18 protein-coding genes are annotated in these 17,530 nt (G+C 35.6%); 8 read left to right on the forward strand and 10 right to left on the reverse strand.

Going from position 1 to position 17,530, the window contains the following annotated elements; all coding sequences use genetic code 11:
* The 5 genes from C1A40_RS04800 to murI all read left to right on the forward strand — a co-directional run bounded on the left by C1A40_RS04800 (position 1) and on the right by murI (position 5,936).
* Positions 1–741: an isoprenyl transferase gene (locus C1A40_RS04800; protein WP_102994902.1), complete on the forward strand. Its 741-nt coding sequence runs from the start codon at positions 1–3 to the stop codon at positions 739–741.
* Positions 674–3,313, forward strand: coding sequence for a BamA/OMP85 family outer membrane protein (locus C1A40_RS04805; RefSeq protein ID WP_102994903.1), 2,640 nt, complete (start codon positions 674–676; stop codon positions 3,311–3,313). The genes C1A40_RS04800 and C1A40_RS04805 overlap by 68 nt, the downstream gene beginning before the upstream one ends.
* 164 nt (positions 3,314–3,477) lie before the next feature.
* Positions 3,478–4,551, forward strand: a complete 1,074-nt coding sequence (locus tag C1A40_RS04810) for an OmpH/Skp family outer membrane protein (protein WP_241910484.1) — start codon at positions 3,478–3,480, stop codon at positions 4,549–4,551.
* Between the two features lie 31 nt (positions 4,552–4,582).
* Positions 4,583–5,083, forward strand: a complete 501-nt coding sequence (locus C1A40_RS04815) for an OmpH/Skp family outer membrane protein (protein WP_102994904.1) — start codon at positions 4,583–4,585, stop codon at positions 5,081–5,083.
* Positions 5,084–5,156: 73 nt separating this feature from the next.
* A complete protein-coding gene (gene murI / locus C1A40_RS04820) occupies positions 5,157–5,936 on the forward strand; it encodes a glutamate racemase (protein WP_102994905.1) in 780 nt (259 codons plus the stop codon).
* A gap of 204 nt (positions 5,937–6,140) precedes the next feature.
* Here the strand turns inward: murI and C1A40_RS04825 are convergent, their stop codons facing one another.
* Positions 6,141–6,653 (reverse strand): gamma carbonic anhydrase family protein, encoded by a 513-nt coding sequence (locus C1A40_RS04825; protein WP_102994906.1) that lies wholly within the window; start codon positions 6,651–6,653, stop codon positions 6,141–6,143.
* 101 nt (positions 6,654–6,754) lie between these two features.
* The gene (locus C1A40_RS04830) at positions 6,755–7,765 is read right to left on the reverse strand and encodes a PorP/SprF family type IX secretion system membrane protein (protein ID WP_102994907.1); all 1,011 of its coding nucleotides are present in this window, start codon (positions 7,763–7,765) and stop codon (positions 6,755–6,757) included.
* A gap of 363 nt (positions 7,766–8,128) precedes the next feature.
* Here C1A40_RS04830 and C1A40_RS04835 point away from each other — a divergent pair, with 363 nt between their 5' ends.
* From C1A40_RS04835 to C1A40_RS04845, 3 genes are all read left to right on the forward strand, one after another.
* Entirely contained in the window at positions 8,129–9,031 is a 903-nt protein-coding gene (locus tag C1A40_RS04835) for a NifU family protein (RefSeq protein ID WP_102994908.1), read from the forward strand.
* A gap of 50 nt (positions 9,032–9,081) precedes the next feature.
* Positions 9,082–9,282, forward strand: coding sequence for a dodecin family protein (locus C1A40_RS04840; protein WP_067145039.1), 201 nt, complete (start codon positions 9,082–9,084; stop codon positions 9,280–9,282).
* Positions 9,283–9,522: 240 nt separating this feature from the next.
* Positions 9,523–10,341: a mechanosensitive ion channel family protein gene (locus C1A40_RS04845; RefSeq protein WP_102994909.1), complete on the forward strand. Its 819-nt coding sequence runs from the start codon at positions 9,523–9,525 to the stop codon at positions 10,339–10,341.
* On the opposite strand, the gene tsaB is transcribed toward C1A40_RS04845, so the two are convergent.
* The 8 genes from tsaB to C1A40_RS04885 all read right to left on the reverse strand — a co-directional run bounded on the left by tsaB (position 10,338) and on the right by C1A40_RS04885 (position 17,528).
* Positions 10,338–11,018 carry a tRNA (adenosine(37)-N6)-threonylcarbamoyltransferase complex dimerization subunit type 1 TsaB gene (gene tsaB, locus C1A40_RS04850; protein WP_241910485.1) on the reverse strand — a complete coding sequence of 227 codons (681 nt, stop codon included), beginning with the start codon at positions 11,016–11,018 and terminating at the stop codon, positions 10,338–10,340. The genes C1A40_RS04845 and tsaB overlap by 4 nt on opposite strands.
* A gap of 1 nt (position 11,019) precedes the next feature.
* Positions 11,020–12,348, reverse strand: a complete 1,329-nt coding sequence (locus tag C1A40_RS04855) for a TolC family protein (protein ID WP_158651270.1) — start codon at positions 12,346–12,348, stop codon at positions 11,020–11,022.
* Positions 12,349–12,352: 4 nt separating this feature from the next.
* A complete protein-coding gene (locus C1A40_RS04860; protein ID WP_102994911.1) occupies positions 12,353–13,486 on the reverse strand; it encodes an efflux RND transporter periplasmic adaptor subunit in 1,134 nt (377 codons plus the stop codon).
* A gap of 15 nt (positions 13,487–13,501) precedes the next feature.
* Entirely contained in the window at positions 13,502–14,746 is a 1,245-nt protein-coding gene (locus C1A40_RS04865; protein ID WP_102994912.1) for an ABC transporter permease, read from the reverse strand.
* Positions 14,747–14,748: 2 nt separating this feature from the next.
* Positions 14,749–15,978, reverse strand: a complete 1,230-nt coding sequence (locus C1A40_RS04870) for an ABC transporter permease (RefSeq protein ID WP_102994913.1) — start codon at positions 15,976–15,978, stop codon at positions 14,749–14,751.
* Positions 15,971–16,672: an ABC transporter ATP-binding protein gene (locus C1A40_RS04875; RefSeq protein ID WP_102994914.1), complete on the reverse strand. Its 702-nt coding sequence runs from the start codon at positions 16,670–16,672 to the stop codon at positions 15,971–15,973. The genes C1A40_RS04870 and C1A40_RS04875 overlap by 8 nt, the downstream gene beginning before the upstream one ends.
* 84 nt (positions 16,673–16,756) lie before the next feature.
* A complete protein-coding gene (locus tag C1A40_RS04880) occupies positions 16,757–16,981 on the reverse strand; it encodes a hypothetical protein (protein WP_102994915.1) in 225 nt (74 codons plus the stop codon).
* A 10-nt stretch (positions 16,982–16,991) separates the two neighbouring features.
* A complete protein-coding gene (locus C1A40_RS04885; RefSeq protein WP_102994916.1) occupies positions 16,992–17,528 on the reverse strand; it encodes a DUF420 domain-containing protein in 537 nt (178 codons plus the stop codon).
* Positions 17,529–17,530 lie beyond the last annotated feature (2 nt).

A 17,530-nucleotide genomic window follows, 5' to 3' on the forward strand; every position in this document is an offset into this window, starting at 1 on the left:
ATGGATTTAAAAAATAATATATTACCCGAAACTTTACCAAAACACATTGCCATTATTATGGATGGTAATGGTCGTTGGGCTAAGCAAAAAGGTATGATGCGTGCATTTGGCCATGAAAATGGCGCAAAAACCGTAAGAAGAACCGTAGAAACTTGTGCCGAACTTGGCATAGAAAATCTAACGCTTTATGCCTTTTCTACCGAAAACTGGAACCGACCTAAACTAGAAGTAAAAGCTCTAATGAAACTTTTAGTGTCGGCTTTAACCAAAGAATTAAAGACCCTTCAAGAGAACAACATCAAACTTTGCGCTATAGGATGTTTAAAAACCTTACCTAAAAAAGTTTTGGAGGAGCTCTTATCTGTTATAGAATTAACCAAAAACAACTCGCGAATGACTCTTACTCTTGCACTTAGCTATGGCTCAAGAGATGAAATAGTAAACGCAGTAAAAGAAATTAGTAATAAAGTTAAAAATAATATAATTTCGCCCGAAAATATTGATGAATCAATTATTAATGAGCATCTTTACACGCAAAATTTGCCAGATGTAGATTTACTTATCAGAACCAGCGGAGAACAACGCATAAGTAACTTCTTACTGTGGCAAATTGCATACGCCGAATTACATTTTACAAGTGTGCTATGGCCAGATTTTACCAGACAACATTTGTATGAAGCTATTATTGAATATCAAAAAAGAGAACGACGATTTGGGAAAACCAGTGACCAGCTTAGTTAATACAAAACCCGTATTAACATTTTTGAAATATTGCACCTCTATAATTCTTTTTATAGGCAGCTTTACTATTGAAGCACAAAACCCTAATACAAAGTATACTATAGGCGAAATAACTGTCGCTGGAAATACAAGCTTTAGCGAACAAACCATTGTTACATATTCGGGTTTAAGCAAAGGCAAAGAAATTTATATTCCTGGAGAAGAGATTAGTAACGCCATTAAGAAATTGTGGAACTCTAAACTTTTTAACGATATAGAAGTTTATGTTACCAATATAGAAGGTAATGTTGCCTCGTTGCAAATTAGACTTTCAGATCTACCTCAACTAAACGAACTCAAAATTAACGGCGTTAAAAAGGGGAAACAAGACGAAATTATTAAAGAAAACAACCTTAATAAAGGCGTAAAAGTTACCGAAAACTTAATTACTACCACAAAAAACTTCCTTACCAAAAAATACAAAAAAGACGGTTTTTACAATACCAAAGTACATATTAACACCATTGAAGTTAAGGACTCTTTAGATACGCAACGCGTAAACATGGTTTTAAACGTAGATAGGGGTGAAAAAGTAAAAATTAAAGATATTACCTTTAATGGTAATGAGGTTTTAGAGGACAAAAAACTTCGTGCTAGCATGAAAAGCACAAAAAAAATTAACCGATTACGTGTCTGGAAACGTTCGAAGTTTATAGATTCGGCTTACCAAGCCGATTTAGGTCATGTTATAGACACTTATAAGAAAAACGGTTATAGAGATGCTCGAATTTTATCGGACAGCCTTATTGTTAACGACGACAAAACCATTTCACTTCAAATAAATGTTACCGAAGGCGAACAATATAAATTTGGAGAAATAAACTTTATTGGAAATACGGTATATAGCGACTTATATTTAAAACGCTTACTACGTATTAACAAAGGTGATGTTTATAACAGCATCCTTTTACAAGAGCGTATTGCCGACAATTCTAAGCCAGATGCCTTTGATATAACCAACCAGTATCAAAATAACGGTTACTTATTCTCAAGTATCAATTCGGTAGAAGTGAATGTTGAAGACCATGTTATTGATACAGAAATTAGAATTTCCGAAGGAAAACCAGCTTATTTTAACAATGTAAGCGTTGTAGGTAACGACAAAACAAACGATCACGTGATCTATAGAGAGATTCGTACGCGCCCAGGAGAATTATACAGTAAGGCTAATGTAGTTCGTACCGTTAGAGAGCTAGGTCAATTAGGCTTTTTTGATGCTCAGGAATTATCGCCAAACTTTCTAAACCCTAACCCCGTTGAAGGTAGTATTGATATGGAGTACTCGGTTAAAGAAACAGGATCTAGTCAAATAGAATTACAAGGGGGCTACGGTGGTGGTGGCTTTATTGGAACTTTAGGATTATCTTTTAATAACTTTTCCATTAAAGACATCTTTAAAAAGGACGCTTACAAACCAATTCCAATGGGTGATGGTCAAAAACTAGCCCTACGATTACAAGCTAGCCAGTTTTACCAAACCTATAGTTTCTCTTTTTCAGAACCTTGGTTAGGAGGTAAAAAGCCCGTTCAGTTTTCTGCTTCTTTATCGCACACCAAACAGTTTGGACAAAATTTTCAAACTTTCGAAGTAGATAAAAGCAGAAGTTTTAACATTACAGGAATTACATTTGGCTTAGCAAAGCGTTTAAGTGTTCCAGATGATTTTTTTACACTTTCTCAAGCTGTTGGTTACCAACGCTATGATTTAAACAACTACAATACAGGCCTATTTGAATTTGGTGATGGTTATTCAAATAACTTATCGTACACCGTAGGATTAAGCCGAAATAACACGAGCGTAGACCCTATTTACCCTACAGGGGGTTCAAGTTACTCGGTAAGTGCTAAACTTACTTTACCATATTCCCTTTTTAACAATGTGGATTATGAAGCCTTAAAAATTGAGCGTAATGAAAATAATGTGATACGAACCGATGTAAACAGCACACCTACAGAAATTACTGACGCCAACAATCGTATTGCTGAAATCGATCAAGAACGATACAAATGGTTAGAGTTTTACAAGGTAAAGTTTAAAGCAGAATGGTATACTCAAATTGCTAAAAACTTAGTTTTAAGACCAAGTACAGAATTCGGATTTTTAGGCGCTTACAATAATGATAGAGGAGTGATTCCTTTTGAGCGTTTCTTCGTTGGTGGGGATGGTTTAGGAAATTACAGTTTAGACGGCAGGGAAACTATTCAATTACGTGGGTACCCTAACAACTCCTTATCTGGACAAGATGGAGGAACTATTTACAATAAGTTTTCATTAGAATTACGTTACCCAATTACACTAAAAGCATCTGCTAAAATATTTGCTTTAGGATTTGCGGAGGCTGGAGCATCATATAATAATTTTAAAGATTACAATCCTTTCGATTTAAATCGATCGGCTGGGGTTGGACTAAGAATCTTTATGCCTGCATTTGGTCTATTAGGTATTGATTTTGGTTATGGATTCGATCCTGTTCCAGGAACAAAAACTAGTAACGGTTGGGAAACACATTTCATAATTGGGCAACAATTTTAAAAGCTTATTTTATTGTGGCACGATATTTTCTAATAACACTTTAATGTTTTGTATAAAAATTAAAATTTTTAAGATTATATTTCATTAATTTTGAAGATTGCATTTTAAAACGGCATGTTTATTTGTCCTTTTAAACTTTAATACAAAAACTTAACATTAACCAAATGAAACGAGCCTTGTTAAAAAACATAAAATTTAAAAACAACAGTTTAAGCCCGTTTCCTATTACCGAAACTAGAAACATGCTAACAAACCATAAAAGCAACGTTCTTTTTTTACTGATATTCATTTTCACAGCATGCTTTAGTTTACATGCGCAACGTGGGGTTAGAATAGGCTATATTGATACCGAATATATTTTAGAAAATGTACCGGAATACCAAGAAGCCACAAAACAATTGAATCAAAAAGCTGAAAAATGGAAGAATGAAATCCATGAAAAGCTAAAAGCTGTTGAACAAAAAAGAAAAGATCTTACCACAGAAAAGGTTCTTTTAACCGAAGAATTGATTCGTGAACGTGAAGAAGATATCGAATTTGAAGAAAGTGAAATTTTAGATTATCAGCAGAAACGTTTTGGTCCTAACGGTGATTTGTTCCTTCAAAGGAAGCAATTAATGCAACCGATACAAGATCAAATTTTCTCGGCGGTTCAAGATATCGCAGAAGGTAAAAAATATGATTTTATTTTCGACAAATCCTCTGATGCGACCATGTTATTCTCGGCAAAACGCTTTGATTTAAGCGAGCAGATTTTAAGAAGTATTTCTCGAACTGCCAAAAGAAATCAAGCACAAAACCGCACAGAGCGTAAAGCTGCCGAAAAAGAGGAACTTGTTCCTGAGATAAATGAAGAACTCGAAGCCCGTGAAAGTGCTGCTGAAACCCGAAGACGCGAAGTTTTAGCTGCTAGAGAAGCTAAAAAACAAGAAGCTTTAGAAAGACGTCAAAAAATTATTGAAGAACGCGAACGTGAACGCCAAGCTAAAATAGATGCTAGAAATGGTGTAACACCGCAAGAAGGAAAAGAAGAAGCAAAAGTAGAAGAAAATGAAGTTCCAGGAGCTACAGCAAAAAAAAGCGCTCCAGAAACTAAAACCAGAGAACAACTCATAGAAGAAAACAGACAAAAGAAACTAGCCGATCGTGAAGCTAGAAAAAAAGAATTAGAAGAAAGAAAGCGTAAAATATTAGAAGAACGCCAACGCGCTAGAGACAGTATAAACCAAAACAAATAATCAATTTATAACACACTTAATACTATTAAAAATGAAACAATTAAAAAATCTCTTATTAGCAACTGCATTTTGTATTGCAACAGTTAGTTTTACTCAAGCACAAAGCAAGATTGCACATATAAATACGCAAGAGTTAATCGCAGCAATGCCAGAAGCTAAAGCAGCTCAAACGGAGATTGAAACTTTAGGTAAAACTTACCAAACAGATATTCAAGCCTCTATTACCGAATACCAAAACACGGTTAAACAATACGAAGCTGAAGCTGGTACTAAAACTGATGAAGAAAACCAAAAAAGAGGTTTAGAATTACAAGAAAAGCAACAACGTATTCAACAGTTTAGAGCTGATGCACAACAAGACATCGCTAAAAAAGAAGCTGAATTATTTAAGCCTATCCAAGAGAAAGCAATGAAAGCCATTCAAGAGGTTGCAAAAGCTCAAGGTTACGATTACGTAGTTGATAGAGCTTCTTTAATTGTTGCTAACGGAAAAGACATTTTAGCTGATGTAAAGAAAAAATTAGGTATCTAATTTTTTTAAATTATCGGAATAAATTAAAACAAAAGCTGCCTTAATAAGGCAGCTTTTTTATTTTTGTTTAACTATGAGCACACAACCTATTGGTATTTTCGATTCTGGTGTTGGAGGAACTTCCATTTGGAAAGAAATTCAGGCTTTGTTACCACAGGAAAATATGATTTATCTTGCCGATAGTAAGCATGCACCGTATGGCCCTAAAGGGAAGCAAGCTATTATAGACCTTAGTATTAAAAACACAGATTATCTGATAAACCAAGGTTGTAAACTTATTGTCGTGGCTTGTAACACAGCCACCACAAACGCTATAGAGTTTCTAAGACAAAATTACAAAACACCTTTTATAGGCATAGAACCCGCCATAAAACCCGCGGCATTAAACAGTAAAACACACACCATAGGTATTCTAGCCACTAAAGGGACTTTAAGCAGTGAGCTCTTCCATAAAACGGCTCATTTGTTTGCAAGCGATTCCAAGATTATGGAACAAGAAGGTCATAGTATTGTAGAACTTATTGAAGCCGGAAAACTACACTCGGAAGCCATGAAAGCCTTGCTTGAAGAATACCTTAGACCCATGATAGATGCCGATATAGATTATCTCGTTCTTGGTTGCACTCACTACCCATACCTCATCCCAATCCTCTTAAAACTCTTACCTAAAAGCATAAAAATTATAGATTCTGGTGAGGCTGTTGCTAGACAAACGAAAGCCGTTTTAACACAGCATAACCTATTAAACCCTTCATCAAAAAAAGGGAAATCAACATTTTATACCAATGCAAATCCAGAGGTAATTACTGCACTATTAGGCACGTCTCATGATATTGCCTATCTTGATTTTTAAACGTGAGGTTTTGCGTTAGCGGTTGCAACGGCATCCTTTTTTGGTTTGAAGAAAAACATGGGCATTTCTAAGCCTTTGTTAGAGTACAAATTATAGGTAAATTACGATTACCTAAGCCCAAAAAAGATATAGTGGAAAACGCGACCCTTGTGGTAACGCCCTAAAACACAATGCTAGAAGCTTAACTTAAAGCGTTGCTGTTTATTATTTAAACCAGCTGGAATACTTAATATAGTTATCGGCAATACGATTAATTTCACCCGAGAGCAACTCTGGACTCACATCTTTAACCTTTTTAGCTGGTACACCGGCATAGATACTGCCAGCCTCAACCCGTGTGTTTTTAGTAACAACAGCACCTGCAGCTATAATACTATTGCTTTCAACAACACAACCGTCCATAACAATACTCCCCATACCTATGAGTACGTTATCGTGTATGGTACAACCGTGCACCAAAGCATTATGCCCAATGGATACATTATTACCAATATTGGTGGGAGCCGTTAGGTACGTGGCATGAATTACAGCCCCATCTTGAATATTGACCTTATCGCCCATTTTAATGTAATTGACATCGCCACGAACCACAGCACTAAACCAGACACTCCCTTGCTTACCCATGGTGACATCTCCAACAATAGTAGCATTTTCGGCTATAAAACAATCTTCTGGAATTTGAGGCGATTTGCCGTTTACCGGTTTTATTACTGGCATTTGGATGTTGGTTTTAAGTTATTCGTTTTTAGTTATAGGAACTTGACTACTAAGTCTTGATTCTTAAATCTTGGCTCTTGAATCTTGACTAAAAATACAAATTAATTCACTGCCGGACAATGACACTCATAGCGTTTAGGTGCGCAATTGAAGTCGTAACCCAAAGAAAACTGATGAAAACCGCCATTGGTAAATACAATGTCGTTAGATTGATACGTATAGGTATAGGCAAACATGAAGCGATTATAATTAACACCAATAATAGGGGTAATTAGATTGAGTCTTTGAGTTTCTATGGTTTGGGTATCGGTTTTATATTCGGTACCATCTAGACTCTGACGGTATGACAAACCTGCCCAAAATTGTCCGAAATCCATTTGCTTATAAACCTTAGCATTGACATCGATAAGATTTTCTTTAGTCCCGGTTTTATATTGATAAAGCAGCGATGGCTCAAAAGACCAAGAGCTCCCAAAACGGTTAAAAACATAACCTGTGGAGAGTAATAAACGTCTTAAATTACTTGTTACCTCAAGATCGTTATTAATACCAGAATTATTAAGTAAATTTTTAATCGTGCCATGGGCATAAAAATTTATGTAATGGTATGAAAACCCAACATCTAAATTAAAATTGGCTTCACTCTGTACAATACCATCAATATTAGGATCCCGAACAGGCACATCGTTTAAAAATTCGGTTTCATCTAATTTATATTGAATAAATCCTGCACTTAAACCAAAGGACAACATATTTAAGTCGGATACGCTTCTAGAAAACATAAGATGATGGGCATAAGTGAGATACCCGCCCGATTGCGAATGGTAACCATTTTTATCGGTGTAAGCAATACCACCAATAGCCGATTGCGAATCACCAAGCCTACTATTAGCACTTACGGTTAATAATTTAGGCGCATTGTCTTGCCCAAACCACTGTTGCCTTCCCGTTACTCGAATTTTTCCACAATTAGCTGCCCCAGCCATAGAAGGGTGAATTAAATAATAATTATCACTTAAATAATCGGCATAGATGGGGATTCCTTCCTGTGACCTAACAAATTGAAAGCTTAGTAGAGCTACAATTGCAAGAATAAAGCGGTTTAGTTTCATGATATAAAAGCAGATGTTTTGTTAAAGTTATTAACAAACTTAATGAATTTCAATAAAATAGGCTTCATTTACTATCTCTTTTTACAAGATCAAAGACCCTAATCGGTATTTATTAATGCGTCAGTTACTTTAAATTTCAGAAAGGTTAAAAAATACAAAAAACGATATTTCACCAAGTTAGAACACTCATTTTAAGAACTTGAAACTAAAAGAGATTCCCAAAACCAAAAAAGAAAATACCTGTCATTCAAAAAGTTATTAGTCAAACACACCACGTAAAACCAAAATATTAAACATTAAAACCCTATCAATAATATTGATAACTAAGTTTTAGTTTTAGTATTTTTGCAAAAAATAAACAACATGAACACTTTTAAAGTTTCCGTGCAAGAGACCACCAATAATGCGATTGTAAAATTTGAAGTCAATCAATTTATTACCCAACACCAAAGTTTTGAGTTTAATAATATCGACGAAGCAAAAACCTCGCCTTTAGCACAGCAATTATTTTATTTACCATTTGTAAAAAAGGTATACATTTCTGGAAATTTTATAGCAGTGGAACGTTATAATATCGTAGAGTGGAACGACGTACAGGACGAAGTAGCCGAACAAATTGAAGCCTATCTTAATGATGGTGGTATTGTGGTTGAAGACACAGCTGCGGCTAAAAAGGTACCAGTTACAGTATATGCCGAAAGCACACCTAACCCTTCGGTAATGAAGTTTGTGGCTAATAAAAAAATAGTAAACACACTTTTTGAGTTCACAAGCATCGATGACGCCAAGTTATCGCCTTTAGCTACCGAATTGTTTCACTTCCCCTTTGTTAAAAGTGTATTTTTAGATGAAAACTACGTGTCTATTACTAAATATGATATCGCCGATTGGCAAGATATTACCATTGATATTAGAGAGTTTATTAAGTCGTACATCGAACACGGCAAGGAAATCGCAGTCGCTAATGCTGCTGAAAGTTTAGAAAAAACAAACCAACAATTAGATAGTCATTTTGAATCGTTAGACGATACTTCTAAAGAAATTATTAATATTCTTGAAGAATATGTAAAACCTGCAGTGGCCAGTGATGGTGGTAACATACAATTCATATCATACGACGCCGACACTAAAAATGTTAGTGTCCTATTACAGGGCGCTTGTAGCGGTTGTCCTTCATCAACCTATACTTTAAAAAGCGGTATTGAGAACATGTTAAAAGAAATGTTACCAGGAAAAGTCGCTATGGTTGAGGCAATTAACGGATAATCCCAATAATTTTTGTTAACTTTAAGATTCAACTTAAATAAACAAAAATTATGGCAGTATTAAAAGTAATTGAAATTTTAGCAAACTCGGAAAAAAGCTGGGAAGATGCAACAAAACAAGCCGTTAAACACGCGTCTAAATCGTTAAAAAACATTCGATCTGTGTATGTCCAGGATCATAGTGCTAACGTAAAAGACGGCGAAGTCACGGAATTTAGAGTAAATGTAAAAATCACTTTTGAAGTGGATTAATAAAGAACTCTAAAATTAAAAAATGAAGCGTTCCTATTTTGGGACGCTTTTTTTGTTTGATGATGCAAGATTTATTTTCTCTAAAGCAGCTCGCACTAACTGTGGTCTGTAAACTTATCTTTAAAGATACTTGATACACTACCCTGCTTTAATCAATAAAACTTAACCATTTTTTATCATTTCATAGAAGCATTGTTACAAATAGTTAATATTTTTGAATTAAACTTAATTTTAAACAATATGAGGGAATTCGAAAAAATTGACTTTGAAGCCTGGATGGCTTTGGCCGTAGATTACGGACTTAAACTTATAGGGGCCATTGCTATATGGATTATAGGCTCTTGGGTTATCTCAAAACTTTTAAAAAGCATTAAAACAGTTATGTCCAAAGGAAACTACGACGAAAGTCTTCAAGGTTTCTTATCTAATCTTGCTAGTTGGGGACTTAAAATCGTATTAATAATCGTGGTGCTAGGCACTTTAGGTGTGGAAACAACATCATTTGCAGCAATTCTTGCTGCTGCAGGTTTGGCTGTTGGTTTAGCCTTACAAGGGTCCCTTTCTAATTTTGCTGGAGGTGTTCTCATTATGATTTTTAAACCTTTTAAAGTAGGCGATGTTATTGAAGCTCAAGGTGAAATTGGTGGTGTAAAAGAAATTACCATCTTCACTACCAAACTTACAGGTTTATCAAACAAAGAAATTATCATTCCTAATGGATCTTTATCTAACGGAAATATTGTAAACTATACGGTTGCAGGAACCCGTCGTGTAGATTTAACCTTTGGTGTAGACTATGCTTCAGATATTAAAAAGACCAAAGAAGTATTAATGAATGTTTTAAAAGCACATCCATTAGTAATAGAAGATCCTGCACCAACAGTTAATGTTTCAGAATTAGCTGATAGCTCGGTAAACTTTGCCGTGAGACCATGGTGCGCTTCTGGAGACTATTGGACCGTATATTTTGAAGTTACAGAAAACGTAAAAGAAGCCCTTGATGCAGCTGGAATTGAAATTCCTTACCCACATCAAGTTGAAATTCATAAAGAGGCTTAAGACTTTGGTTTTGGCTTTAGCGCCACAAAATCTTTCAAGTAATAAGGTTCAAAATAAGCGACATCTTCGGTGTCGCTTATTTTGTATTTCATATTAGCGATTTCCCCCATAAAGTTCGCCGATGGTAATTTACCGTCTATAAAACGTGCATTGGCATGCTGAATAATGGTTTTTGTTTTTTCTACACCGCTTCCTACGAAGTAAACCAGTCCTTGTTCTAGGTACGCCATGAAAGACGATTCATCTAAAATTTGGGCTTGTGTTTCACGTACCACATTATAATCAATATCATAAACCGCCGAGTACACTTCCATACGTCTAGCGTCTAACATAGCCACAATCACACCACTTTCGGCTTTCACTTGTTGCGCTAAAGCTTCAAGCGTAGGTACCGCTATTAAAGGCTTATTTAAGGCATAGCAAAGCCCTTTTGCTGCCGAAACACCAATTCGCAGTCCGGTATAGGACCCAGGTCCTTTACTTACAGATATCGCTGCTAAATCTTCAGCAGTGATATTACCTGTCTTTAAAACAGCATCGATATACATGTGTAGACGTTCGGCATGCGAATAATTTTTATCATTATCCTCCTTTAACACTAAGGTTTTCCCATCTTTTGACAGCGAAACCGAACAATTCGTTGTTGCAGTTTCAATATTTAAAATGTACGTACTCAAATTAATCTGTTATTGGTTTTCCCATGTAAAAGTCTAAAACTTTTGTCTTAAAAACAAAATCATATTTAGCATTAACTAACGATGATTGTGCATTTACGTATTTTACACGAGCTTGCTCTAAATCAAAAGACGTAATAATGCCAGCTTTAAAGCGCTCTTGGGTATTATTCATAGCTATTTCTTGCGCTTCTAGAGCTTTTTTAGAGGCAACATAAGATTTAAAAGCTGCTTGGGCATCGGTAAAAGCCCGTTGAATATTAGATTCTAAATCTAACTTGGCTTGATCTAAACTTAATAAACTATTGGCTTCATCAATTTTAGATTTAGCCACATTGGTTTTATTTTCAAACCTTGAGAAAATAGGAATGTTTACACTAATTCGAAAGCCGTGTGATTTTTGGGCGTCAAGCTGATCAAAAAAGGAAGCCTCATCCTCGGTAAGATTAGAGAAGAAAGCACTAGAACCGTATTGGTAACCCCCTGTAACATTTGGATAATAACCACTTTTAGAAATTTCGGAATTTAATTGTGCAATTTCCATATTTTTCTCGGCCACTTTAATTTCATTTCGGTTTTGCAAGGCATAATCTAAAACAGGTTGCACGTCGTTATAAAGCAAAGTACTAGAAGGAAAATCTACGTCCATAAGTTGTACATCAAACCCTTTGTAAGGCACTTGTAGGAGTTGCGATAAACTTAGCAAGGCCAAATTGTAATTGTTTTCAGCTAAAGTGACTTCCTGGGCATCCAGGCTCATAGTCGCTTCGGCATCATAAATATTTGCTTTTGGTTGCACCCCTGCATCAACCAAGTCTTTAACTTGTTCCACTTGGTTGGTACTAAATGATAATTGAGCCTTGGCGATTTCTAAACGTTCTTTATTGAATAGTACATTTAAGTAGGCATTCACCACATTTAATGAAATATCATCTTTAATTCTATTGAGTTCTAATTGATTACTCTCTAAGCTTAATTTGGATTGCTTATACAAATTTGTAAGTCGGAAACCATTAAAAATAGTCTGATTCAAACCTATGCCAACGTTGGTACTGTTAGATGTTCTGTTAACAAACTGTCCCGAAAACACCTCTTCGTTTCCAAAGGTCGTACTATGTCCTAAACTCCCACTTAAATTAGGTAGAAACTGCCCTTTAGCTGCAATGACATCCTGCTCGTTTTGTAATAAACTATTCTGACCTTGTTTTACAGAGATATTATTAACTAAAGCATGATTTACACATTCTTGAAGCGTCCATAATTTCTCCTGAGCCATCGACACGGAAGCAATAAGAAAGCAGCCTAATAATATGGTATATTTTAGTGTTTTCATAGGTTTAACGTTTTCTTCTTTTAGAGGCTGCATCATCCTCATTATCTTCTGAAGCTTTATTCCAAACTTTTATTTTATCGCCTTCTTTGACTCCTTTAACAATCTCAACATGGATACCGTCGGATAAGCCCAGCTCAACATCCTGCTTTTTATATTTGTTTTCACCCTCCAAAATTTCCACAAATGGCTTTTCGGTAATACGGTTGTATTGCAATAAAGCTTCACGAATGGCTAAAACTTCATCTTTATTTTCTAATTCAATTTCGGCATTAGCACTATATCCAGCTCTAATATTCGATTTGCCATCAATTTTTACATCGGCTTTAATGGTAAACTGTACGGCGCCATTTTCTTCAACGCCTTTTGGTGCTACAAAGGTTAATTTAGCCGGATATTCTTCATCTTGTATGGCACCTAAAACCACTTTTATGTCCTTACCCTCTTTTATTTTTCCAACCTCGGCTTCATCTACTTTACCTTCAAAAATCATCTTGCTCATATCGGCAATGGTGGCAATGGTAGTACCATCGTTAAAATTATTACTTTCAATAACTTGATTACCTTCGCGAACAGGAATTTCTAGAATAGTTCCAGCAATTTGCGCAACTATGTTGGTATTCGATGTTGCTCCACCAGATACCGATCCTTGTTTTATAATCTGATAATCTTTTTGTGCTTGATGGTAAGTTTCTTTTGCTTGCTTATAAGACAGCTCACTATTCTCAAAATCTTGTCTTGAAATCACGCCTTTATCGAATAAACTTTTATTTCGATCGTACAAAATTTTCGAGTTTTCATAAGATAATTTTGCAGTAGCAATTCTACTTCTCGCGCTCACCAAATTTTGCTCGTTAGGCACCACGCGAATGGTCGCTATTAAGGCGCCTTTCTTTACAACATCACCTTCTTCTACCAAAATCTCATCGACAATTCCAGAAATTTGCGGCTTTAATTCAATTTCTTCTTCGGGGTTTAGTTTCCCTGTAGCTACCGCCTTAGTATTTATAGACGTATAAAAAGGTTCTTCCACCTGATACTCCAAAATATCCTTGGAATTGGAATCTTTAAAATATTTTAATACAAAAGCTAATAGTACTATAACGACTATGACTAAAATAATTTTTACGCTTTTTTTCATTGTGTTGCTTATTATTTATTCTTCTCTTAATGCTTCAATGGGTTTAATGCTAGTAGCTTTAGTTGCAGGAATTAATCCAATTAAAGTTCCTATTAACACTAATATGGCTAAGGACACGAAAACGACGGCTATAGATACCGAAGCGTTTACGATAGCGGCATCTTCACCCTGACCAAAAAAGTGATCTAGGGCGATGAGAATCCATCCTCCCGTAATAATCCCTATAATACCAGCTACTAAAGTGATAAAAACGGCCTCAACCACAATTTGTCTTTTTATTTCAAAAGGTGTGGCGCCAAGGGCACGCCGTAATCCAATTTCTTTTGTGCGCTCTTTTACGGTAATTAAAAGGATATTTCCAATGGCAAAAACACCAGCAATTAAAGTCGCAATACCAACAAACCAGGTTAAAAACTGCATTCCTGTTAAAAAGCCAGTCATTTTAGCAAATTCTTTACCCAAATTAAAACTACCAAAGGCACGCGAATCTTCTGGGTGAATGTGGTTTAGATTTTTAAGAAGTAATTTAGAGTCCTCTTCAATCTGTTTAATGTTGTATTCGGGTTTGCCCGTTATCATCATCCAACCAATTTGATCGCCTTTATTGTAAATCTGTTGAAAAGTAGTAAATGGAATGTGTACATCGGTTGTAGGCCCCATATTTACATTACCGGTTTCAAACATACCAACCACCATAAAATTAATACCATTAACATCTAAATACTTTCCAATAGGATCTTCATCAACTTCAAACAATTGCTTGTAAGCATCTTCAGAAATAACGGCTATTTTTTTTCGGTGTTCAATATCACTTTGATTGATAAAACGACCGTGAATTAACTTTTTCTTCTGTAATTGATCTAGTAAAGGATAATCGCCAGCCATTTGAAAACTACCAGACAAAAAGTTTCTGGTTATGACTGTTGATTGCTGACTTCGAGGCAACACAAATTCGATACCTTGAACATTCTCTTCGATTTTCTTAGCATCGGAAAGCGTTAAATTAACGCGACGCCCCTCTTGAAACCCTTTAAACGGCTTTCCTGTATTTTGGCCCCAAATAAAAACAGTGTTCGTGGCGAAATCGCCAAACAATCTGTTAAAGGAGTTTTCTAAACCTCTAGCCGAACCTAGCAGGCCTATTAATAATAAAATGCCCCACCAAACACCTACCATGGTTAAAATAGACCTCAGTTTATTTTTACTCAAGCTATCAAAAACTTCTTGCCATGTATCTCTATCGAATAAAAATCTGAACATCGTTAATCGTTTCTTAAAGCTATTATAGGTTTAATTTCTGAGGCCTTTTTTGCAGGTAAATACCCCGCAATAGCACCCGCAACAATAAGCGTTAGGGTGGCACCAACCACCAAACTATTACTTACACCAGGATCTTTTATGAAATACGCCTCCAAACTAGGTCCCACAAGTTCCAACACACCAACACCTAGTAACAGTCCGATATAGCCTGCAATGGTAGTAATGATTATAGATTCAATTAAAATGATAGACACTATAGAACCAGGAGTTGCACCTAGCGCTTTACGAATACCTATTTCTTTAGTGCGCTCTTTAACCACAAAAATCATGATATTGCTTATCCCAACAATTCCAGCAATAAGGGTTCCGAAACCAATAACCAGAATGATAACCGTTAAACTGGAAGTCATGAGCTCTACCTTTTTGGTGCCCTCAGCCATATTCCACATTCTTATAGCCCGTTGGTCGTCTCTGGCCACATCAAATTTATCCTTTAGCACTTTTTTAATAGAATTTCCAAAAGCTAAAGCTTGATCGTTAGACATTTCAGGGTTATAAGTAAGATGTATGATATCTACAAAATCGTTATTACCATACACAAATTGCGTGGTTGTAATGGGCATATATATCACACTTTCTTCACTATCGCCTTCATCATCGGTAAAAACACCAACAATTTTGTATTGGATACCGCTAAGATTAATGTATTTGCCTAATGGATTTTCTTTATAGAACAAATCATCTTCAACCGTTTTACCAATAACCACGACTTTGGCATTATGATTTAAATCATTTTGGTTAATATACCGTCCCGATTTAACCACATTATTTTCAATAAACATGTATTCGGGATACACACCTCTTAGCTCGTAGTTGTTTTTTTCACCACGGTAAGAAGCACTCACACTTTTATTCACTTTTGAGGTAATGAACTGTACTTTGTCGCCATATTTCTCTTTTATAAGCTCACGATCTTCATTTTTAAATTGGATTTTTCTTCCCACTTGAAGTCCCTTGTAAGCTTTTGTAGTACGTCCAGGAAAAATCACTATGGAATTATTCGCATCGGTACCAAAAGCCTCTTTAAAGGTGTTTTTTAATCCGTTTGCGATACCAAAGAGGATGGCGAACAATAGAATGGCAAAGGCTACGGTAAAGCCCGACATCAAACTACGTGTTCGATTTTTATTAATACTTTGAAATATTTCGCGCCAAAGATCGATATCAAACATACTGCTCTGCTCTAACCTGGTTTACAATGGTATCTTCAAGAATGATCCCGTCGCGAAGGCGCACAATACGTTTACACATATTCGCAATATCTTCTTCGTGAGTTACCATTAAAATGGTTTTACCTTCATCATTAAGATGTTGAATAAAAGCCATAATTTCATGCGATGTCTTGGTATCTAATGCACCTGTGGGCTCATCTGCTAAAAGTAATTTTGGGTTTGCAGCTAAAGCTCGCGCAATGGCCACACGCTGTTTTTGACCTCCAGAAAGCTCTTTAGGCAAGTGATGTGCCCAAGAAGAAAGTCCTACTTTTTCCAAATGAAAAGCAGCCTTTTCTAAGCGTTCCTTTCGTTTTAAACCCTGATAATATAAAGGCAATGCTACGTTTTCGAGCGCATTTTTATAATTGATTAAGTTAAAGGATTGAAAAATAAATCCTAAAAACTTGTTTCTATATACTGCGGCTTTTTTTTCTGTGAGGTTTTTTATGGGTAAGCCATCTAAGATATACTCGCCTTCGTCGGCTTCATCTAGCATGCCAATAATATTAAGAAGTGTAGATTTTCCAGAACCTGAGGATCCCATAATAGCCACCATCTCGCCTGCTTCAACAGCAAGATCGATACCCTTTAAGACATGTAAACTAGAATCGCCTATTTTGTAGGACTTGTGAAGCTGGCTGATTTTCAACATTTCTATATAAATTTTTCTGGCTAAAGACTTTGTAGTAAGACTAACAACACAAAGAAATGTTACAATACTGGGTAAAAAAATTTATTATTCTTTTTTTAACGTACGGTATTTTCTAAATATAAAATAGCCCAATCCAGCGACTAGCACATAAGGTATGGCCATAAGGTATACAATTCCATCGTTAATACCTTGTGCAGCAGACTGTCCATCTGCAGTTTCTAAAACGGCACGACACATGGCACACTGTGCTGAGGCTTTAAAAAAGCAATCACAAAAAAATAATAATACTATAAAAAAACGTGTTTTCATGTAAACCGCATTAAACGTAATAGGGAGAAATCATAATATAAACAACCACACCTGTAACAGCAACATAAAGCCATAATGGAAAGGTGATTTTAGCAATTTTTTTATGTTTTTCAACCTGATTTGAAAGTCCGCATAAAAAAGTAATCAACACAAAAGGAATGACTACAATGGATAAAACTATATGGGTAATTAAAATGAAATAATACAGATACTTAATAAGTCCCTCGCCTCCAAATTTTGTAGAATCGCTAGTCATATGATAAGCCACATACATTACTAAAAATAAGGTTGAAAGTATTAAGGCAAAAACCATCAGTTGTTTATGACGCTTCACCTTTTTTTTCTGAATTGCTAAAAAGGCTAAAACAAGCACTAAAGCAGTAAGGGCATTAATGGACGCATAAATTGGTGGTAAAAACGATAAGGGCTCGACGTTCGGAATCTTAACTCCAAATAATATGGCAACCACTACAGGAATTAATACAGACAATACCATGATTAATCTGTTATACTTTTTTTCATTTAGCATCATACTTGAGTTACTCATAT

It is taken from the genome of Tamlana carrageenivorans (assembly GCF_002893765.1).
Lineage (GTDB): Bacteria > Bacteroidota > Bacteroidia > Flavobacteriales > Flavobacteriaceae > Pseudotamlana > Pseudotamlana carrageenivorans.

What these genes read in the sequence shown, in the direction of transcription:
- C1A40_RS04815 (WP_102994904.1), top strand. Translation starts at nt 4,583, where the DNA reads ATGAAACAATTAAAAAATCTCTTATTAGCAACTGCATTTTGTATTGCA.
- C1A40_RS04855 (WP_158651270.1), bottom strand. Translation starts at nt 12,348, where the DNA reads ATGAAAACACTAAAATATACCATATTATTAGGCTGCTTTCTTATTGCT.
- C1A40_RS04860 (WP_102994911.1), bottom strand. Translation starts at nt 13,486, where the DNA reads ATGAAAAAAAGCGTAAAAATTATTTTAGTCATAGTCGTTATAGTACTA.
- murI (WP_102994905.1), top strand. Translation starts at nt 5,157, where the DNA reads ATGAGCACACAACCTATTGGTATTTTCGATTCTGGTGTTGGAGGAACT.
- C1A40_RS04870 (WP_102994913.1), bottom strand. Translation starts at nt 15,978, where the DNA reads ATGTTTGATATCGATCTTTGGCGCGAAATATTTCAAAGTATTAATAAA.
- C1A40_RS04865 (WP_102994912.1), bottom strand. Translation starts at nt 14,746, where the DNA reads ATGTTCAGATTTTTATTCGATAGAGATACATGGCAAGAAGTTTTTGAT.
- C1A40_RS04845 (WP_102994909.1), top strand. Translation starts at nt 9,523, where the DNA reads ATGAGGGAATTCGAAAAAATTGACTTTGAAGCCTGGATGGCTTTGGCC.
- C1A40_RS04835 (WP_102994908.1), top strand. Translation starts at nt 8,129, where the DNA reads ATGAACACTTTTAAAGTTTCCGTGCAAGAGACCACCAATAATGCGATT.
- C1A40_RS04875 (WP_102994914.1), bottom strand. Translation starts at nt 16,672, where the DNA reads ATGTTGAAAATCAGCCAGCTTCACAAGTCCTACAAAATAGGCGATTCT.
- C1A40_RS04805 (WP_102994903.1), top strand. Translation starts at nt 674, where the DNA reads ATGAAGCTATTATTGAATATCAAAAAAGAGAACGACGATTTGGGAAAA.
- C1A40_RS04840 (WP_067145039.1), top strand. Translation starts at nt 9,082, where the DNA reads ATGGCAGTATTAAAAGTAATTGAAATTTTAGCAAACTCGGAAAAAAGC.
- C1A40_RS04825 (WP_102994906.1), bottom strand. Translation starts at nt 6,653, where the DNA reads ATGCCAGTAATAAAACCGGTAAACGGCAAATCGCCTCAAATTCCAGAA.
- C1A40_RS04880 (WP_102994915.1), bottom strand. Translation starts at nt 16,981, where the DNA reads ATGAAAACACGTTTTTTTATAGTATTATTATTTTTTTGTGATTGCTTT.
- C1A40_RS04830 (WP_102994907.1), bottom strand. Translation starts at nt 7,765, where the DNA reads ATGAAACTAAACCGCTTTATTCTTGCAATTGTAGCTCTACTAAGCTTT.
- C1A40_RS04885 (WP_102994916.1), bottom strand. Translation starts at nt 17,528, where the DNA reads ATGAGTAACTCAAGTATGATGCTAAATGAAAAAAAGTATAACAGATTA.
- C1A40_RS04800 (WP_102994902.1), top strand. Translation starts at nt 1, where the DNA reads ATGGATTTAAAAAATAATATATTACCCGAAACTTTACCAAAACACATT.
- C1A40_RS04810 (WP_241910484.1), top strand. Translation starts at nt 3,478, where the DNA reads ATGAAACGAGCCTTGTTAAAAAACATAAAATTTAAAAACAACAGTTTA.